The 18,570-nt window shown below is 48.3% G+C and carries 15 protein-coding genes; 6 read left to right on the plus strand and 9 right to left on the minus strand.

Going from position 1 to position 18,570, the window contains the following annotated elements:
* Window positions 1-24: 24 nt before the first annotated feature.
* From NDI35_RS14840 to NDI35_RS14850, 3 genes are all read left to right on the plus strand, one after another.
* The gene (locus tag NDI35_RS14840; RefSeq protein ID WP_445313407.1) at window positions 25-810 is read left to right on the plus strand and encodes a MotA/TolQ/ExbB proton channel family protein; all 786 of its coding nucleotides are present in this window, start codon (window positions 25-27) and stop codon (window positions 808-810) included.
* A gap of 15 nt (window positions 811-825) precedes the next feature.
* Window positions 826-1,548 (plus strand): ExbD/TolR family protein, encoded by a 723-nt coding sequence (locus tag NDI35_RS14845; RefSeq protein ID WP_445313408.1) that lies wholly within the window; start codon window positions 826-828, stop codon window positions 1,546-1,548.
* Between the two features lie 507 nt (window positions 1,549-2,055).
* Window positions 2,056-2,253 carry an NblA/ycf18 family protein gene (locus tag NDI35_RS14850; RefSeq protein ID WP_006635253.1) on the plus strand — a complete coding sequence of 66 codons (198 nt, stop codon included), beginning with the start codon at window positions 2,056-2,058 and terminating at the stop codon, window positions 2,251-2,253.
* A 433-nt stretch (window positions 2,254-2,686) separates the two neighbouring features.
* Here the strand turns inward: NDI35_RS14850 and NDI35_RS14855 are convergent, their stop codons facing one another.
* The 6 genes from NDI35_RS14855 to NDI35_RS14880 form a co-directional block, all read right to left on the minus strand.
* Complete coding sequence (locus tag NDI35_RS14855) at window positions 2,687-3,136, minus strand: hypothetical protein (protein ID WP_242722026.1); 450 nt, start codon at window positions 3,134-3,136, stop codon at window positions 2,687-2,689.
* Window positions 3,137-3,216: 80 nt separating this feature from the next.
* Window positions 3,217-4,419, minus strand: coding sequence for an anhydro-N-acetylmuramic acid kinase (locus tag NDI35_RS14860; RefSeq protein ID WP_445313409.1), 1,203 nt, complete (start codon window positions 4,417-4,419; stop codon window positions 3,217-3,219).
* Between the two features lie 68 nt (window positions 4,420-4,487).
* Window positions 4,488-5,219, minus strand: coding sequence for a PP2C family protein-serine/threonine phosphatase (locus NDI35_RS14865; protein WP_445313410.1), 732 nt, complete (start codon window positions 5,217-5,219; stop codon window positions 4,488-4,490).
* 414 nt (window positions 5,220-5,633) lie between these two features.
* A complete protein-coding gene (locus NDI35_RS14870; RefSeq protein WP_333138046.1) occupies window positions 5,634-7,400 on the minus strand; it encodes an ABC1 kinase family protein in 1,767 nt (588 codons plus the stop codon).
* Between the two features lie 111 nt (window positions 7,401-7,511).
* Window positions 7,512-7,844 (minus strand): DUF6825 family protein, encoded by a 333-nt coding sequence (locus NDI35_RS14875; RefSeq protein WP_190660406.1) that lies wholly within the window; start codon window positions 7,842-7,844, stop codon window positions 7,512-7,514.
* A gap of 533 nt (window positions 7,845-8,377) precedes the next feature.
* Window positions 8,378-9,946, minus strand: a complete 1,569-nt coding sequence (locus NDI35_RS14880; RefSeq protein WP_445313411.1) for a serine/threonine protein kinase — start codon at window positions 9,944-9,946, stop codon at window positions 8,378-8,380.
* Window positions 9,947-10,459: 513 nt separating this feature from the next.
* Here NDI35_RS14880 and NDI35_RS14885 point away from each other — a divergent pair.
* Together NDI35_RS14885 and NDI35_RS14890 are read left to right on the plus strand one after the other, a co-directional pair.
* Entirely contained in the window at window positions 10,460-11,761 is a 1,302-nt protein-coding gene (locus tag NDI35_RS14885; RefSeq protein ID WP_445313412.1) for an IS1634 family transposase, read from the plus strand.
* Window positions 11,762-11,797: 36 nt separating this feature from the next.
* Entirely contained in the window at window positions 11,798-12,193 is a 396-nt protein-coding gene (locus NDI35_RS14890; RefSeq protein WP_445313413.1) for a hypothetical protein, read from the plus strand.
* Window positions 12,194-12,306: 113 nt separating this feature from the next.
* Here the strand turns inward: NDI35_RS14890 and NDI35_RS14895 are convergent, their stop codons facing one another.
* The gene (locus NDI35_RS14895; protein ID WP_445313414.1) at window positions 12,307-12,906 is read right to left on the minus strand and encodes a S8 family serine peptidase; all 600 of its coding nucleotides are present in this window, start codon (window positions 12,904-12,906) and stop codon (window positions 12,307-12,309) included.
* A 669-nt stretch (window positions 12,907-13,575) separates the two neighbouring features.
* On the opposite strand from NDI35_RS14895, the gene NDI35_RS14900 reads away from it, so the two are divergent.
* Entirely contained in the window at window positions 13,576-16,386 is a 2,811-nt protein-coding gene (locus NDI35_RS14900; RefSeq protein WP_445313415.1) for a chloride channel protein, read from the plus strand.
* 590 nt (window positions 16,387-16,976) lie between these two features.
* Here NDI35_RS14900 and NDI35_RS14905 read toward each other — a convergent pair.
* Together NDI35_RS14905 and NDI35_RS14910 are read right to left on the minus strand one after the other, a co-directional pair.
* Window positions 16,977-17,651, minus strand: a complete 675-nt coding sequence (locus tag NDI35_RS14905; protein ID WP_445313416.1) for a ShlB/FhaC/HecB family hemolysin secretion/activation protein — start codon at window positions 17,649-17,651, stop codon at window positions 16,977-16,979.
* A gap of 129 nt (window positions 17,652-17,780) precedes the next feature.
* Window positions 17,781-18,071 carry a hypothetical protein gene (locus NDI35_RS14910; protein WP_445313417.1) on the minus strand — a complete coding sequence of 97 codons (291 nt, stop codon included), beginning with the start codon at window positions 18,069-18,071 and terminating at the stop codon, window positions 17,781-17,783.
* Between the last annotated feature and the right edge of the window lie 499 nt (window positions 18,072-18,570).

The following is an 18,570-nucleotide window of genomic DNA, read 5'->3' on the forward strand; positions in this document are numbered from 1 at the left end:
GGGTACTGCAGGAGCAAAAATATTGTGAATATTCAAGAACTGTTTCAAAAAGGCGGCCCCGCCATGTGGCCCCTGTTGCTGTTATCGATTTTATCTTTGAGTACAATTATCGAGCGCTTGTGGTTTTGGGCAAGCCTCCTGAGCAAAGAAAAGCAGATAGTGAACCGCATTCTGGAAGCGGCTCGCAGCGATTGGGGGGCGGCTAACGAGATTGCCAGACAAGCTAACCGACAGCCGATCGGGCGATTTCTTTCTGCACCCCTGCGGCTCTACAATCCCGAACCAGATTTATTTCGACTCGCACTCGAAGCTGCAGCCGATGAAGAGTTGGCTTCGATGCGTCGCGGTGACAAAATCTTAGAAGCTACGATCGCTCTAGCCCCTTTGCTGGGCTTGCTGGGAACAGTTCTGGGCTTGATTAACTCGCTCAGTTCTATCCGTCTGGGCGACATCGGCACGGCGGCAACAACTGGCGTAACTTTGGGGATTAGCGAGGCGCTGATCACGACTGCTACTGGGATGGTAGTAGCAATTTTTACCTTGGTGTTTTATCGGATATTTCAAGCTTTTTTGTTCAACCAGGCAAAAATATTTCGCAAAGCTGGAAATGAACTGGAATTGCTGTACAGGCAATACTGGCCTGCAGCTAATGCTAAGGGTCGATTGCCCGGTGCAGAATACAGCAATTCTTCTTTTGGTGCAGATGGTTTGAACAGGCGTTCTCTCAATTCTCAAGATGAGCGAGAACGGAATCGGGAGCCAAAATTGAAAGGTTCCGATCCGGCGGAAGATTCACCTTCTAATAATTAGAACCAAGGAGAACTGATGAAGATTCACTTAGATACTCCTGCTGAAGAGGCTCGGATAGAACTGGTGCCTTTAATTGACGTGATCTTTTGCATTCTGACGTTTTTTCTGCTGGCGGCTTTGCAACTGACTCGCCAGCAAGCCATTAATGTCGATTTGCCTAAAGCGAAGACTGGACAAACGCAGATGCGAGAGATGCTGATTGTCAGCATTGACGATTTCGGGCAAACTTATATCGACCAATTGCCTGTTAATTACCAACAGCTCGATCGAGTTTTAAAGAGTTTCCAAAGTAAAAATCCTACGGGTTTGATGGTGCTGTACGCTCCTCAAAATGCGAGATATGCCAAAGTTGTGGAGGTTTTAGACAAATTGAGAGAGGTAGGGGGCGATCGAGTTGCCCTGGCAACTCTTCCTAGTTCGGCTCCCTCGCCGCTGCCGAATCCCTCGGTTCCCAATTCTGGCATTCCTGTGGCACCTGCGATCGGCAATTCCGGTCAACCTCTGCCTTCTCCTGTGCCTCCTGGGCAGCAACAGTTCAATCAGTTTCAATCTCCTCTCCCGGCTCCCGGCCAGCAGCAGTTCAATCCCAATCAGTTTCAATCTCCTCTCCCGGCTCCCCAGCAGCCTAGTAACTTTGGGGCAAATCAGGGCATTCCTCCTGTTTCGCCGACACCGGCTGCTCCCAATTTCAGACCCGGAATCGCCACTCCACCGCAGGATGGCGGGACCTCGAATTAGTTAGAAGGAAGAAGGAAGAAGGAAGAAGGAAGAAGGGAGAACAGAGAAATAGAAATTCTCCGGCTCTCCCCATCTCCCGGTCTCCTCATCTTCCAATCTCCTCATCTTCTAATCTCCCCATCTTCCACTCTCCTCCTCTCCTCATCTTCTAATCTCCGCCTCTCCCCGTCTCCTCATTGCGGAGAGAATCTCCGCCGGATTTGGTATAAACGGCTTCAATTCTTTTGGTTCGTACTGAGCCTTTTTTCTCTTGACAAGTAGATACACTTGTATATGCCTGCGGAAGGAACTTTTGCAGACATCTCGCCATCTCTATCCCTAAGTAAGGTATTTCTTAGGACAGATGGTAACTTTGTCAAATGATTGTTACCTTTTGTAATATAGACGAAAGCCAGATGGGCAATCGGGCATCCCGAAACCAACGGTCGATCGCTGAAACAACTTACAAATCTGGTTAATCCAGGTGTTCACTTTTAAGTCACCTTTACTTACAGAGGAGTCAAAGTCATGAGCCAACCAGCAGAATTGTCTTTGGAACAGCAATTTAGCCTGTGTTCCTTCAAAACACAGGTAAGTGACATGAGCCGTGAACAAGCTCAGGAGTTTTTGGTCAAGCTTTACGAGCAAATGATGCTACGAGAAACCATGTACCGCCATTTTCTGAAACACCACTGGGGTTTAGAACCTAACCCAGGCGTTGAGTAACCAAGAGTCGCAGTCGGCGACCTCCGTCTCTTACTCTCTTCCCTCAAGCGGAAAGGAGTTGGGGGTGATGGGGCGTCACTCGAAGGCAGAAGGTAGAAGACCTGTATAGAGACTTGAGGAAAATTTGACAATTCCTTTGTGGATTTCACTCGAATTGCGGAATCGAGCTAAGCAGTTTGTTGATCGACATCACCGCACACCGCAAATATAATTTATCGCGCCTAGACTCGAAAATTGGATAACTCTTAATAATAAGTGTTAATTTTTTAACGCATTAAAATTTTTAACAATTCAATATATTTGTCTTTATTTGCAGCGGATGAGGTTTGACAACAATGGCGCTAGTCGGACATCTGAGCGCGACCTCCGACTAGCTAAACCTTCAATTTTCACATCAAACCCTAGAACTCGCAAATCAGGACTCTAGAAAGAGTTATTCCCCTTGACGTTCGAGAGTTGCTTCCATTGTACTCGTCAAGTAATGACCAGACATGATACCGCTAGATTGGTAGTAGCGGTTGTCATCAACCCGGTGAAGGGTATCAAAACCCGTCCGCCGCTGGCGTTCGTCTCCCAATACCCAATAACGCTGGACGATCGACTGGGGAGCAATCCAACCTTCGCCCTCGACGCGGGCGAGTTCGCTGTGTTGGAGTACAAAAGTATACTGCCGTTCATCGCTGTTGAGGTGTCCTCGATACTGCAAAATAATCTCTTCGCGATCGCCTCCAGGAAATACGAGCTTTGTCACCATACTGAACCAATCTGTTCGGTTCCAGCTCACTAAAGTTTTGCCTTTAACCGTAATTGGCACGCCATTGCGCTCAATCCAGCTTCCTTCGAGCGTCCATTGGCCAGATTCCATTAAAAACGTGTGAGCCACAGTGCTGTTCCTATGCTTTTCCTGCTGGCTACAATGCTGGTGCAACAACGCACAGCCGTTGTCCCTCAGACTCTATGCTATCACGCCCAACTGTGCCAACAAGAGTTAATTTCTCCTAAAAGTACCGATGTCCGGGCACCAGTAACTTGAGGCAGATTGCCGGGAATGCCCCGAACCCGCCATGCGGCTAAAACCGCGAATGCGATCGCCTCTTTAAAATCTACATTCAAGCCTGCCTCAGAAGTAGTCACCACTTGCACTGGATGCAATTGAGATTGCAATCGGCGTTTTAAGTAGAGATTGTGGCTGCCGCCCCCGCATAGTAAAACTCGATCGGGCATAGCCGGTAAAAAAGTTTGGTAACTGTGAACGATCGAGGCAACAGTCAGTTCTGTCAGAGTAGCCAGCACGTCAGCAGGACTGAGGTTGTAACCTTGGGCCTCGACCAAACACCTGTCAAAATAGTCTACACCAAATAGCTCTCGCCCCGTTGATTTCGGCGGTGCTTGGCGGAAGAACTCTGATGCGAGCCAATCCTCGACTAAAGCTTGACAGGGAGTTCCCGATGCCGCCCAAGCTCCACCTTCGTCGATCGTCTTAGTGCCGCCTGAGAAGTGCTGCACTGCCAAATCTAACAGGGAATTCGCCGGCCCTGTATCCCAGCCCGATATGCCATCCCCAAGACTGAAAATCTCCGACTCGTCATTGTTTCCCCCTTTTCCTCTTGCCGGAAGATAGGTAACATTGCCAATTCCCCCCAGATTTTGGATGCAGAGGCTGATGTTGGGTTCCGCCAGCAGGCAGGCATCAACTATGGACACTAAGGGTGCTCCTTGACCCCCTGCAGCAATGTCTGCCGAGCGAAAGTTACTCACAGTAGTAATTCCTGTCAATTCCGCAATTAGCGCGCCCCGCCCGAGTTGCAAGCTGTAGCCCATTAACGCATCGGCGCTGTCTTTCTGGGCTTTCCCAGGAGGTCGGTGGTAGACGGTTTGACCGTGAGAGCCGATTAATTCGGCTTTATCATATTCTGCTTGAATTGTCAATGCTGCCGTGGCAAATTCTTGGGCGATGGCATCATCTAATTGGGCTAGTTCAGCCATTGACAAAGCTGAGCCACTGCAAACCGAGAGAATTTGCGATCGCAAATTAGCAGGATAAGGGAAAGTCTTGCCAGCCACCAATTGCACTTTCAAGTCTGTTTGGGAACCGACCACATCCACCAAAGCAGCATCAATGCCATCCACCGACGTGCCGCTGATCAAACCGATAACGCGGGTCATTCAATTTTAGATTTTAGATTTTAGATTTTTCGATTTTAGATAGCCGGGTGCGATCGGGCGATCGAATATTATTTGAGGTCAATCGTCACAATCACCACAGTAATATTATCGCGTCCCCCTTTCTCCTTAGCTGCTTGAATCAAAGCAGTTGCAGCGCCCTCGCAGGCGCGAATCGACTTCAGAGGCGAAGCAATCAATGGATCGGAAAGTTCTTCAGTCAAGCCATCGCTGCAGAGCAGCAAGCGATCCCCAGGCTGCACGTCCACCGGCAAAATATCTATCTCCCGCAAATCATCGCGGCCCAAACACTGGGACAAAACGTGACGCCAAGGATGAGTGCGAGCCTGGTCAGGAGTTAGAGCCTTTCTTTTCACAGCCTGAGCCACCCAAGTCTGGTCTTCAGTAATCTGCTCCAAACGAGAGCCGTGCAGTCGGTACAAGCGAGAGTCCCCGATATTAGCGCACCAGGGTCGGCCCTCATCCCTAAACATTAGAACCACCGCCGTAGTTCCCATATCAGCACGCTCCGGGTGGTCGAGCTGATCCGTCAAAATTGCTTGATTGGCAATTAAAAAAGCCTTTTCCAACAACAGCGGAGAATCCTCTGGCCCTTCCCAATGTTCGAGCAAATAAGATTGAATCGCCTGAGTCGCAATCCGGCTGGCTTCTTGACCTCCGGCGTGTCCTCCCATTCCATCGGCCACTATGAAAAATCGCCCGTCAGAGTCTATGTAGTACGAATCCTGATTTACGGAACGAACTAGCCCTGTGTCTGTCTTACCTGCGAAAGAGCGTTTCATAGATTGGGTGATTGGACTCATCGAACTTGAAAGCTTGATTTAATGGGGTGCGATTTTTTATTCCAAAACTTAAATCCCGAACGGACTTGAAATTCTGCAGCCCGCGATCGCGAGTTTTGGAAAAATTGCACTTCCTTGACCTCATATTGTAGATCGTATGATGGTAATCCCATCTTAAAATTTCGGTAAATCCAGTAAATTCAGCAGCACGTGCAAAAAAAACTCGATTTCTACCCAAAATTAGAGGTTTCGCTGGCCACAAATCTAGGCAGCAACTGGGCTTTTAGCCTTAAAGGGCGTAAATGTTGTAAATTTCAGCAATCTGTGGTCAGCCAGCCAAAACTTAACATTTGATGTCAAATTTTGGCTGGTGAGAAATCTCAAACCTGAAATTTCAAATCGCAAATTGCACAATTATGACATCCTGTCTAAACGATCGATCCGCTTGAACAAACGCAGCATAGCAAACCCTGCACCCGCCGCCAGCACGGCCACAGCGACAGCCGGCCAGACTTGATTGCTGACAAACAAAATTGTCGCCGACAAAGTAAAAGCACTCATCAGCAAAGCATAATTCGTGCCCATTTGAGCGCTGCTCATGCGACGGAGCAAGCGCTCTGTTTCTGCAGAACGGACGCGAATCCGCAAATCTCCCTGTTCGAGTTTATCAATAGTCTCCTCAATCCGGCGGGGCAAACCCAAAGCACTCGAACTCACCTGAGCCGCCTGACGGCCGATTTCGTTAAAAATGCTGCTACTTGTATCATGGCCATTTCCATTAGTCATAAGCTGCATGGCAAAAGGTTGTGCCACCTCCATAAAGTTGAACTCGGGATCTAAGCCTCGGCCCACCCCTTCGATGGTGGAAAAAGCGCGCATTACAAAAGTAAAAGTCGCTGGGAAGCGAAAAGGTTGGTTGTAGGCAATATCGTAAAGGTCGTCGGTAATCGCGCTCACAGACTGATTTTCAAAAGGCTTGTCCATGAAATTGTCCAGCATATACTGGATGCTGCGGCGCACCGGACTCATATCACCCGTAGGCACCAAAGCTCCCAAATTGATCAGAGAATCCATAATCCGCTGTCCATCCTTGGAAGCAATGCCGTAGAGCGTCTCCATCAGTCCTTCGCGGACGTTCGACTGGATTTGCCCCATCATGCCAAAATCGTAGAAAATCAGACAACCGTCAGCACTAACAGCGATGTTGCCGGGGTGTGGGTCAGCGTGGAAAAAGCCGTCGTTGAGCAACTGGCGCAAATAAGCTTTTGCCCCCAACTGAGCGATTAATTTACGATCGATACCGGCCGCTTCCAAAGCTTCGTAGTGGCTGATTTTTATCCCTGGCAGGTATTCCAAAGTCAGCACTCGCGGAGCCGCGTACCGCCAATAAACCCTCGGCACCCGCACCCAGTCACAGTTGCTAAAATTGCGGCGAAAAGTATCAGCATTGCGGCCTTCATGGAGATAGTCAATTTCCAGCCACAGAATGCGACAGCATTCCTCATAAATCCCCATCCAATCTCGGCCGCGGCCCCACTTAGGATGGTTTTGAAAGTAGCGGGCAATTCCCTTAAGAATTTGCAAATCGATCTCGAACAGTTTCCGCAGTCCCGGTCGCTGCACCTTGACCACCACTTCCGGGCCCGAATGCAGTTGAGCTTTGTGTACCTGACCCAGACTGGCAGCAGCCAGGGGCACTGGGTCAAAGCTGCGGTAGAGTTCTTGAACTGTCTTGCCCAAATCTTGCTCAACAATTACCTCTAACTGCTCGTAGCTGAAAGCAGGGACTTTATCTTGCAGCTTAGAAAGTTCCTCCACAAACTCTGCGGGGAACAAGTCGGCGCGGGTGGAAAATAACTGCCCAACTTTAATGAAAGTTGGCCCCAAATCCAAGAGTGTTTCTCGAACCCAGATAGCTTGAAAGCGGCGTCGGGCAACTTTTTTTTCTTCAGTCACGCCTCCCCAGTAGCTCCAATTTTTGCTGTCGAGCCAGAGGGAAGCCAGCCAGAGCAAGACAAAGGCCCAAATGTCGAAGAAGCGCCGCTTCCGGGAGTATTTTTCGCGATTCCAGCGATAAGCTTTACTTTTGTAGGATTTACTAGCAGTTTTTGGCTCATCGGCTTCGCCAGTGTGCTTGGGGGAGCGCTGGCGATTAACAGAGTCATCAAGGAGAGCAGACACTTGGGTTCCCAAATTGCTTATTTTATGTTGTTGCTTTGATTGGAAGTAGGAGCGCAGGAGCGCAAAGCAATGCGCTCACGTAGTAAATAATAGTTGTGGTCGAATCGATCGCTACGGCAAACTGCTGCGGTAGCGCTGCAATTCCGATCGCACCAGAGCCACTTCGGCGCGCAGCTCGTCAATAGTTGCTTGCAAATCTGCAGGATGGATGTCTTGAATGGTGGTGGTGCTTGCAGTGCCAGTTCTGGTCTGCATCGCCTCATCCGAAGCTCGATTTGCCCGTTCCACAACTCGATCTGTGAACTGCCGCAGGCGTTCTCTTTGTTCTGCGTCAAATTTGCCGAGTTCAGAGAAAGCGTTGGTTGCCGCGCTTTCTAATTGCTCGTACAGTGCTTCGGCAAGTGCTCTGCCTACAAAAAAAGCATGAACTGGGGGTTTACTCATAAAAAATCTCTGTGCGCTTCCGCAACAAATTATAACTTGCTTGTCCCCGATGATGCTTGCTCCCAAAGGAAGGAAGTTTGGGGGAATTGACACTCGCACCCCGAGTGTCGGGGATGGGATTGTTGAGAGTTAGAAGAGTCTAACGCGCCACGGCTTCGCACAAAAGCCTCGCTTACACTGGCTCAAATTCGAGGTTGGGGTTGCTTTGTACCACAATGTTTGCAGCTTGGCAGTATTAATACGCGACATCACACCACCTCAGCGTCGCGCACATATTCTAACATAATTTAAATCAAAATTTAAATCAAAATAGAAAACAGTCCTGCACTTTTTTTGCGGGCATTGGGATTGCAGAGGGAATAGGAAATATTCGATAAACTCAGACGGCGACTGTTGGGATTTTCAGATTCGACGGAAGTTTTTGGAAGATAGTCGTTGGCTAGGTAGGGCCTTATTATCTCCACTACTGAGCGGATATTTGCTGATTCATAAAACCAAGTATTTGTCCGCACTTTGAACCAACAAAAACCATACTAATTTGTCGCAGGTTCGGGAAAAGGCATCGTGGGATCGGCCACCGGAGGTGGTGAATCAGGTGCGATCGAACTATCTGAATTGTTGCCACTGCGGCTGGGTATCGCAGGCTCAGGCGATCGCTCGATGGGCGAGGCTATTACTGACGGCGGGGATTCCGACGGCGGCCAGGTTTCAGCGCTAGCACTCCCAGGGGCAGGCGAAGCGGGTGCGGCGGGCGGTTCTGCAGGCAGGGGCGCAACTTCTGGTACTGGTGCGGCTTCTGGTTGGGGAGCTGGCTCGATTTCGGTTTGAGGCTCTGGAATGGGGGACTCAGAAGGCTCCTCTGCGGGTTCGGGCGTCGGCGATGGCTCCGGTTCCGCTTCGGGTTCTGGGGCGGGAGTTTCCTGGCCTAGAGACTCAGAAGGTTCTGCGCTAGTTTCTGAGGGATCTATCTGTTCGGGAATGTTGCTGCTTTCTAAGGGGGGTTTGGGACGCTTGTTGAGTTCGATCGGGTAGAGAGGGGTGCTTTCGACAGACGGCTGTCCGAACATCGGCTCTGACAAATCGCGGGATTTGAGCAAATCTTCGAGAGATGGGAAGGACTCACTTTTGGGCCGATTACTGAGAGTCGTGCTGTTGTAGTGCGATGCTAGGTCAAAACCCATCCAGCCTGCAATTGCAGCCGTGACCACAAACGCCACAAAAGTCAACTGTGGCGGGGGAGGTGCGGGCAATTTTAGACTTTGCTTGCCTTTTCTTTTTACTGATACTCGCTCTGTTTCTTGCAGCATGGTGAGCCAATTTTCCACTGTTTGAGGGCGGTTGTGGGGGTCGATTTCGAGTCCCTGAAGGATGGCTCGCTCGATTCCTGGGCTGAGGTGGGGCTGAAATTGCCGTAACTCAGTCAAGGGAATGCGATCGCGCAGGGGTGCTGCTACGGGGGCCACGCCGGATAGTAAGTAGTAGAGGGTGGCTGCGATCGCGTAGATGTCAGTGGCCGGTGTACATTTACCGTCATAGAGGTATTGTTCGATCGGCGCGTACCCTGGGGAGAGCAAGTTAGTGTGGGTTTGTTTGGTGCCGGCGGTAAAGCCGCGGGCAATTCCGAAATCTATTAACATTACTACGTGAGAATCGGCTCGCCGGATAATATTTTCTGGCTTGATATCTCCGTGCAGCAATCCGCTGTGGTGAACTGTACTTACGGCTGAGGCTATTTGCCGAATATAGTGCAGGGCCTGGGCTTCTGGCAGCGGCTGATCGGTTTCGACTATTTGGGCGAGAGTTTTGCCCGGAATGTAGTCCATTGCAATAAAAGACTGTCCGGCTTCTTCAAAAAAGTCGATTACCCTGACTATGTTGGAATGCTGACACCGCGACAGGCGTTGGGCTTCGGCAATAAACTGCTGCTGAAATTGGGCAGAGTCTGGGTGTTGGCGCAGACTTTCGTTGAGGGTTTTGAGTACGACGGTTTGGTTTAAATGGGTGTGGATAGCTCGGTAAGTGATTCCGAACCCTCCTATGCCTAAAGTCGCGTTAATTTTGTATTTGCCCTGTTGCAGGACTGTTGCTGGCGCTAAGTTCATCTTTAGTTGATGCCGTTTCCCAAACTATGCTACCGCCTTTGGGTTATTTCGCAGAGTTAGGGGTGAGGTTGGATTGATCGGCGTCCTAGTTTGAGCTTTAGCTCTGCTATATCTTTTATCTTGGCATCCCCACGTCATTTTCTTTGTAGTAGGTATGGTGAAACTTAACGCTCCGGCTTTCCAACAATAAAAATCCCGCTCTTGTGGAACGGGAAAGCCATCAGGGTGCATCTATAGTATCTGACTCTAACTTATGGGGGGTACAACCCCTCATTGTTTTAGCAAGTCTTTAAAATTAGCCACTTTTTGTAAAGATTTAGGTTTTATGTTGACTTTTGATAAATCTTATGATTTATCTGAAGTTCACCCCGTAGAAGGGATGTTCAAATCTAGCAAACCCCTACGCTGCAAGTAAAATTCAGCTTTTTGCCCCCTTTCTTGTACCCATGTATCTTAAGCTCGTCTTAAGAGTTAATTATAGGTGTGGCATAATAGTAGCCATGTATATCGAACGTGTTCCCAACAGAAACTCTCCGCCAGCCGTACTGCGAAAGCGAGTCCTACCGCGAAGGTTCAAAAGTACGTAAACGCACCCTGGCAAACTTATCAAAACTACCAGACCATGCCGTAAATGGTCTGCAAGCCTTGTTGAAAGGTGGCGTGACGATCGCTAGTTTACCTGACTCTTTTAAAATCACTCGTTCTCGCCCACACGGTCATGTAGCGGCAGTATTGGGCAGCCTCAAAAATACTGGCTTGCACAATCTCATTAGCTCCGAAAAGAGTCGCAACCTTCGGTTGGTATTGGCGATGATAATTGCTAGAATAATTGACCCGCGATCGAAATTAGCCACCGCCAGAGGTTTCAACGAGGAAACTTGTTTCTCCAGTATTGGAAAAATTTTGGGAATCGATGGTGCCGATGAAGATGAGCTGTATCTGGCAATGGATTGGTTGTTAGCCAGACAAGAGTCGATCGAGAATAATTGGGCAGCCAAGCATTTAGCATCATCAACCTTGGTACTCTATGATGTATCGAGCAGCCCCAATGAAGGTAAAACTTGCCCCGTCGCCAGATACGGTTACAATCGGGATGGCAAGAGAGGTAAATTGCAAATAGTATTTGGATTAATCTGCGATGCAGAAGGTTGCCCGATCGCGATTGAAGTATTTGAGGGCAATACGGCAGACCCGACCACCCTCACCAATCAGATTGCCAAACTCAAAGAAAGATTTGGCATTGCCAAAATAATTTGGGTGGGTGATCGGGGTATCATCTCTTCAAGCACTATTCAAAAACACTTTCACAACAACGAAGAGCGCAGTTTTGATTGGATTAGTGCCCTGCGTGCGACCCAAATCCGCAGCCTGGTCGAGCAAGAGTCGATTCAACTTTCTTTATTCGACGAGAAAAACCTCGCTGAAATCTCATCAGATGACTATCCGGGAGAACGGTTAATTGCTTGCCGCAATCCCATGCTAGCAGCCGAGCGAGCCAAAACGAGAGAAGAATTGTTGCAAGCAACAGAAAAAGAACTATCCAAAATCGTTGCTGCGACAACGAGACAGAAGAAGCGTTTAACAGGGGCATCAAATATTGCCCTGAAAGTGGGCAATGTGGTGAATCGTTACAAAGTTGCCAAGCATTTCACGCTGGATATTCAAGAGAACAGCTTCAGTTATGAAAGAAACACGCAAAGCATTAACAGCGAAGCTGCCCTGGATGGGTTATATGTGATTCGGACTTCAGTTGAGTCTGCCGTTTTATCGCCAACAGAAACGGTGATAGCTTATAAAAGTTTATCTCAGGTCTAGCCGGCTTTTCGGAGTTTTAAGACGGTGGATTTAAAGGTGCGACCGATTTACCACCGCAACAGCGATCGAGTTAAGGCTCACGTATTTTTATGTATGTTAGCCTATTACGTAGAATGGCAGATGCGTTCTCTTTTGGCTCCGATGCTGTTTGATGAGGAGGATTGGGAGTTGGCTCACCAACAGCAAAAATCAGTGGTTAAAGCGGCGAAGAGCGATCGAACTTTAGCCAAGGCGAGAACCAAGCGAACAGCCAATAATTTACCAGTACATAGTTTCCAAACTTTATTAGCGGATTTAGGTACGATCGCCCATAATGAAATTGTCGGAAGCATTGAGGGTGCTAGTTGGGTTTTTGACAAGATTACTCAACCGACAATCGTGCAACAAAAAGCTTTGGATTTACTCGGCGTTTCTCTGATTTGTACCCAGTAAAATCAAAGTCAAAATCTTTCAAAGGTAAGCTGTACATACTTAGGAGCCTTTGTCAATGGGGGAACTTCAGCTTAAGTTGGCATTGCTCCCCCGCTGTTGTGGTTCTGCTGCTGTCAGATTTGGGTTAACATCTTCGCGGTCGTTTCCCCCGGCAAAGGCAAATACTGTGCCCAACCCCCGCTGCCGTTAATGACGGCGTTTTTGATGGGTGCAACCACATTCTTCGCCGGGACAAACCTATCCTTGGGGCCCCAGCTATTGTTGGAAACGTCGAAGTTAGCTTGTGCCTCTAACCTCCGAAGGGGACTTTCATTGGTATCGTTATATTTATAACCCGCGATCGTGGCTTCGTAAGCAATACCCACTGTACCGAGATTGTTTCTTCTACCTGCGATAATGCCAGCTACAGCCGTACCGTGAGAGTCTTCTTTCGTTACTGGAAAGGGGCCCCCTAAGCTGTCTGGCAGGGAAAGCGATTGATCGAAGTTGCCTGCAAAATCTTCGTGGTTCCCGTCGATGCCGTCATCAATGACACCTACTTTGACACCCTTGCCCGTATAGAACGGCCACAAAGGCACTACATTCAGGTCAATACCGGGAGTGCCTGGGGTGACATTCTTATTGGCTACTCCCTGTCCTTTGTTGAGCAGCCACCACTGCTCCTTGGCTAGCGTACCTTTTAAGTCGTCTGGTAATTTGGATTGAGTCGTCATAACAAGGCTCTCTTGATAATTTTCTTAACTGCTTCTGAAAGCGATTGGGTCTGAGGAGAAGGCGATCTCATCTGGTAGCATATGAGCTCGCCTTCTCCCCGCATCCCCCCTGAGATAGATTTTTTCATAGATCGGTGGCCTCGCTAAATTAAGTCCCAGGAATTAAAAATTACCTGTTACAGTTCACAAATATCCAACTGCATATAGAACCCAAGGGAGCGCGGCTTGACTTTCGCTATCTCTATTATTTCTGCAGGCGGCTGTTTATATAAGTCGCAAAAGTCGGATCTTCAACTCGCAAAAGTCTGATCTTCAACTCGCAAAAGTCGGATATTTTGCGATGAGGGTGGTTGAGGGTTGACTTTTGAGGATTGTTGTGTGACAGGAATTGAATTTGCCAAATGGGCGCTCGAATCCTCAGCAAAGTGAGTCTCAACAAAGCAGGGAAGTAGTTCTTCCGTACTTGTTATGGTAAATCGACTGCTATGAGCGAGCGACTGCTATGAGCCATCGCTGGCAATATCTCAAATGGGTTCTATAAACATATAGAATTAATCAGCGTTAATCTACATGAACCTCCGGTTAAAAATTAGTTATATTTTGCCAAGTCGAACGATTTTTCGCTAAAGTGCGATCGAGCAGACAATTATCAGGTCATCTACGCTATTTATGCCTTACATAACTATCCCTAAACAATTTAGGGAACCTTCCAGGGTCATCAAATCTCAACTTTTTTTACGGCCGAAACGCCTAGCCATTTTTGAAGCTTGTCTGATCGGCTTGGTGGCAGGACTGGCCGGTGTTTTGCTAAAGTCAGGAGTCGGATGGCTCGGCAGTTGGCGAGTTGCTACCTCGACAGTAATTCCAGCTTGGATATTACTGCCCAGCGTCGGTTTATGCGGGGGGTTGCTGACAGGTTTCTTGGTTGAGCGTTTTGCTCCCGAAACTGCCGGCAGCGGCATTCCTCACGTCAAAGCTGCTCTCGGCGGAGTCAATCTTTCCTTAGATTTGCGAGTAGCCGTCGCCAAACTTCTGACCACTATTTTAGCAGTTGGTTCCGGTTTAACTTTAGGCAGGCAAGGCCCTACTGTCCAAATAGGAGCATCTTTGGCCGGCTGGATAGGTCACTTGATGCCCACTTCCCCAGACTACCGCCGACAATTGATTGCTTGCGGTGCTGCTGCAGGATTGGCTGCGGGTTTCAATGCTCCCATTGCAGGAGTTTTGTTTGTAGTTGAAGAACTGCTGCACGACGTTTCGGGATTGACTTTAGGGACTGCAATTATCGCTTCATTTATCGGTGCAGTTGTCTCGCAGCTTTTGGGCGGCGATAGTTTAAGTTTGAACCTTCGCGCGTATCAAACCAGTTTTGATGCTCAGGAAATCCCCTTTTATATACTATTAGGAGTTTTAGCGGGATGGCTGGGAGCTTTGTTCACCAAAGGGATTATGGCTAGCTTGCAATTTAACAGGCGATCGCTCAAATTAGCTTTGCCTGTGCGAATGGCTCTAGCTGGTTTAATCTGCGGTTCAGTAATAGCTTTTCTTCCAGCAACTTTCCGCGATAATACGGGTTTACGGGAGTTTATGCTGACCGGTGAAGCAAGCGGCATAACGAGTTTAATTGCTTTTATAGCTCACTTTTTTCTGACAATTATTTCCGCTGCTTCTGGAGCTCCGGGAGGATTGTTTTCCCCTGCCCTAGTTATGGGTTCTGCACTCGGTCACATGGTGGGAATTGTGCAGGCAGATTCCCTGGGGGTAGGTTTGCCGGTAACTTACGCTTTGGCGGGAATGGGAGCGTTTTTTTGCGCGGTTTCTAGGGCGCCGATTACTGCGGTAGTGATTGTGTTTGAAATTACGGCGGATTTCAAATTAGTGCTGCCTTTGATGATTTGTTCTGTAGTTGCTTATTTGGTGGCGGAAAAGGTGGACAGTGGCTCTTTTTACGATCGCCTTTTGGAGTTTAACGGCATTCAACTGACAAAAGCAAAAGCTGCCAGCAATACTTTGAGCGACTTGCACGCAGATGACGTGATGCAGCGCCGAGTTGAAACTCTTTCGAGTCTGCTGACTTTCGATGAAGTGATGCAGGCTTTTTCGCGATCGCACCACCGAGGATTTCCAGTAGTTGAAGATGGCAAATTAGTCGGAATTGTCAGTCAAACCGATTTGGCAAATGCCAGAGAGCGCAATTTCTCCGGCAACTCCCTGCTCAAAGAATTTATGACTGTACAGCCGATCGCAGTCAAAGCAAGCGATACTTTAAGCGAGGTATTGTACAGGCTCAACAACTACAATATCAGCCGCTTGCCCGTCGTAGAAGGCCGGCGTTTGGTGGGAATTATTACCCGCAGCGACATTATCCGAGTTGAATCCGATCGCCTCAGCGGAGAAACAACCCAGGGCCCGCATCCAGAACCTTCCTATGTTGTCTATCAAACCAGGGCTCCGCAAGTCGGAAACGGCCGCTTATTAGTGCCGCTTTCAAACCCCCAAACAGCACCCGCTTTGCTGCGGCTGGCGGCGGCGATCGCGCGCGATCGCAATTACGAATTAGAATGCCTGCAAATCATCTTAGTACCGCGCAACAGTTCCCCTTCAGAAAGCGCAGTGCGGACAACCAAAAGCCGCCGCCTGCTACAACAAGCCGAACGAATAATTCGCAATTTGAAGTTGCCGATACACACCCAAATACGGGTAGCTCATGACGTTCCTCACGCGATTTTAGAGACAATAAAGGAGCGACATATCGATTTGATTTTGATGGGCTGGCAAGGCGAATTTTCCACAAAAGGACGCATTTTTGGCGATGTGGTCGATACCGTAATTCGGCAAGCAGGCTGCGAGGTGATTTTGGTTAAATGGAGCGAAAAACTATTAGCAACACGTAAGAAAAATGAGTTCTCCACCGTTTTTAGCGGGCGGAAATATGCGTCTATAGAATGGGAATTCAATACCGAAGGAGTTGATGGTGCAGATAATCCCACCTTGGCCGCCTCAGATTCCTCACCGACTCCTGAGACTGAATTGGCCCCGCCGAATTCAGAGATTCCAGGGCCAGAATTGGGACTGCACACGCTGATGGGTTTACACCGTTGGTTGGTGCCTATTCGCGGCGGTTACAAGCAAGCTGCGGCTTTGCGGCTGCTACCTGCTTTGGTGGCTGCGAGTGCTGTACCGGAGATTAAATTGTGTCAGGTTCATCAGCCTTCTGTTGCAGAACCCGATCGGGGAGAATTAAAGCAAGCGGCGGAGTTTATCAAGCGCAGGGTTAGCTGTTCGATAATAGCGACTTCGGTTTGCGCTAAATCGGTTTCTGATGCTTTAATTGATTTGGCTCAGAACGATCAGTGCGATGCGATCGTCCTGGGAGCGAGCCGTGAAGGGCTGCTGAAGCAGGTGATTCACGGGAACATCCCGGAAGCTGTGGCGCGTGGATGCGACTGTACAGTCATTTTAGTGCGATCGGCCTCTTAGCAAATTCATACCATTTTAGTCTTGTTTCCATACAGACCTCCTAAATAATTAGACTTTAAATAATTATGGGTTACAGCTAGATATTTTTCCTAACGCAGAGGCGTTTTCCTTGATTCCATTCCAATTCCATAAAGAAGTCTCCATGCCTTTTCCCGCTTGTGCTTCACAACCGCTAAATTCTCGCTTTCCTTTTATTTTTAACACTCAATTGCTTAGTAAGTGATGTATAATAATGCAAAGCAAAAAGCAGATTAATTCCAAAAAACACCAAAGTTAAAACAAATGTAAAAAAAGACGTAAATGACAGCCGGGAAGTCATCGTAAACATCGCCAAAATGATTGAGCAAAGCCCAAAACCGGCAGCAAAAGAACTTAAAAGCAGCAACCGTACCCTAGACATAGTTTTATTGAAAAATTATCAGTAAAATACACTTTTGGCAGCTACAGAGGAGTGCCAAATGATACTTATTACTATATAGCGGAATTGCTCAGTTCCGCCAAGGGCAAAACGACTGCTTTCCTAAAAAGGTTTGAATTATACAGAAAAATACAGCCCGCGCTCTTGTAAACTCCTGTTGCTCGACTTAATATCAATCCAAGGAATTCCCCAGCCTCCGCGAGCATTCCACCTTTCGCCGTACAGTCACCGCAGCCGCAATCCCGCTGACAGCAATGTATTCGCTTTCAAAACCGCGCTTCCCCTGGGATTCCAAACATTGCCAAAATCCACAAACGGCGTCACCTGCAAAACTCCTTATTTGTCGTCGCTGCGCTTGCATCGGATACCGCAACTCGGCTGAATCAAAAATCCCGCTATCGGCAAGCATTGCATCCTGACGGAAACCCCGCAAGATATCTGAGCCTCCTATACCGAATTGTTCGATCGCCAAAAGCTCTGTCCCAGCCAATGCCACATCCGATCGCACCTGCAGCAGCGTCTCAGGAGCCAACAACCGCATATACTGCAATTGACCCAGCCCAGTCAAAAATCGACTCTCAGGGCTGCTGCTGTTCACCGTAGCGCCAAATGCTGCCATTCCCTGACACAAGTGCGATCGCGCCGCCAAGACATCTCTCTCTCCCCTTTGAGTAAAATCCTGAAACAGCCTCAGCACCGCAACCGGATTTCTACCCCGATTATCTGCTTCCGGCGACAGTGGAAAATCCTTTCCCCGCAAAGATGTATCGCTTTCTCGACTGTAGGTACCGATATCGGGCGCGATTTCTCTTCTGGGATTTTGCACGATCGGCTCGCGGTAAATCACTGCCAACTACTTCAAATCGATCGACTTTTATCGTACCCGGAATCTTAGCAATTCTGCAGGCTGTGCCGGCGCCGCAACAGCAGGCGGCAAAAGCTGTGCGGCTGAAGGCAAGGGCTTTGGTGGCGCAGGTTATGGGAGAGGAGCCGGATTTGGCAGTCGCGGGTTAGGAATCGGAAATTCGTGTCTATTTTCTCCTCTGTTCGGCAATTGAGGGAGAGTTTCTGGAGCCTCACTTTGGGTCGATTGAGCGAATTCCGGGATGCTATTTTCTATCTCTTTACTGCCTCTATCTAATTCTGAACCCGAGTATAAATCACGAAGCCGATCGCGATCGTCTGCTGTTTCTTGATTTAGTTTGAATTGAGACGGTAAATTATCATGCAAAATTGGCGCTTGCACCCCTGAGTCGGTATCAACCATCGACTCACCAACACTTAGAGCGGATAGCAGTGCGGGGCAAATAGCTGCAATTGAAAAACCAAGTGCTAATGCCTTGAAAAACTTGATTTTACAAAAGCCTCTCGAAAATTGCACGGGCATGACAGATTAGCGATATTTGATAGTTATTTACACTTACGATCGGGCGCAGCCGACGCAATTGCAAGGAATAAAATTACTCTATCACTTTTGAAAGAGTTAATTTCTTAAGTCAATATAAAGATAGTTGACAGCACACTTATTTTGTGCATAAAACAATTACTGAAAAAACTCTTACCTCTCAAGCTAGCCCTCTTCCAAGGAATAAAATTACTCTATCACTTTTTAAACACTTCATTCCTTAAGTCAATATAAAGATGGTTGACAGAATTCATGTTTTGTGTAATAAAAAATTACTAAAAAAACTCCGACCTCCCAAGCTAGCCCTGTAGGTCGGCGGAGCATTCTATCAAACCTGCGATCTGAGAAATAGGTAAATTTT

It is taken from the genome of Microcoleus vaginatus FACHB-2002 (assembly GCF_040004035.1).
In the GTDB taxonomy this organism is placed as follows: domain Bacteria; phylum Cyanobacteriota; class Cyanobacteriia; order Cyanobacteriales; family Microcoleaceae; genus Microcoleus; species Microcoleus vaginatus_C.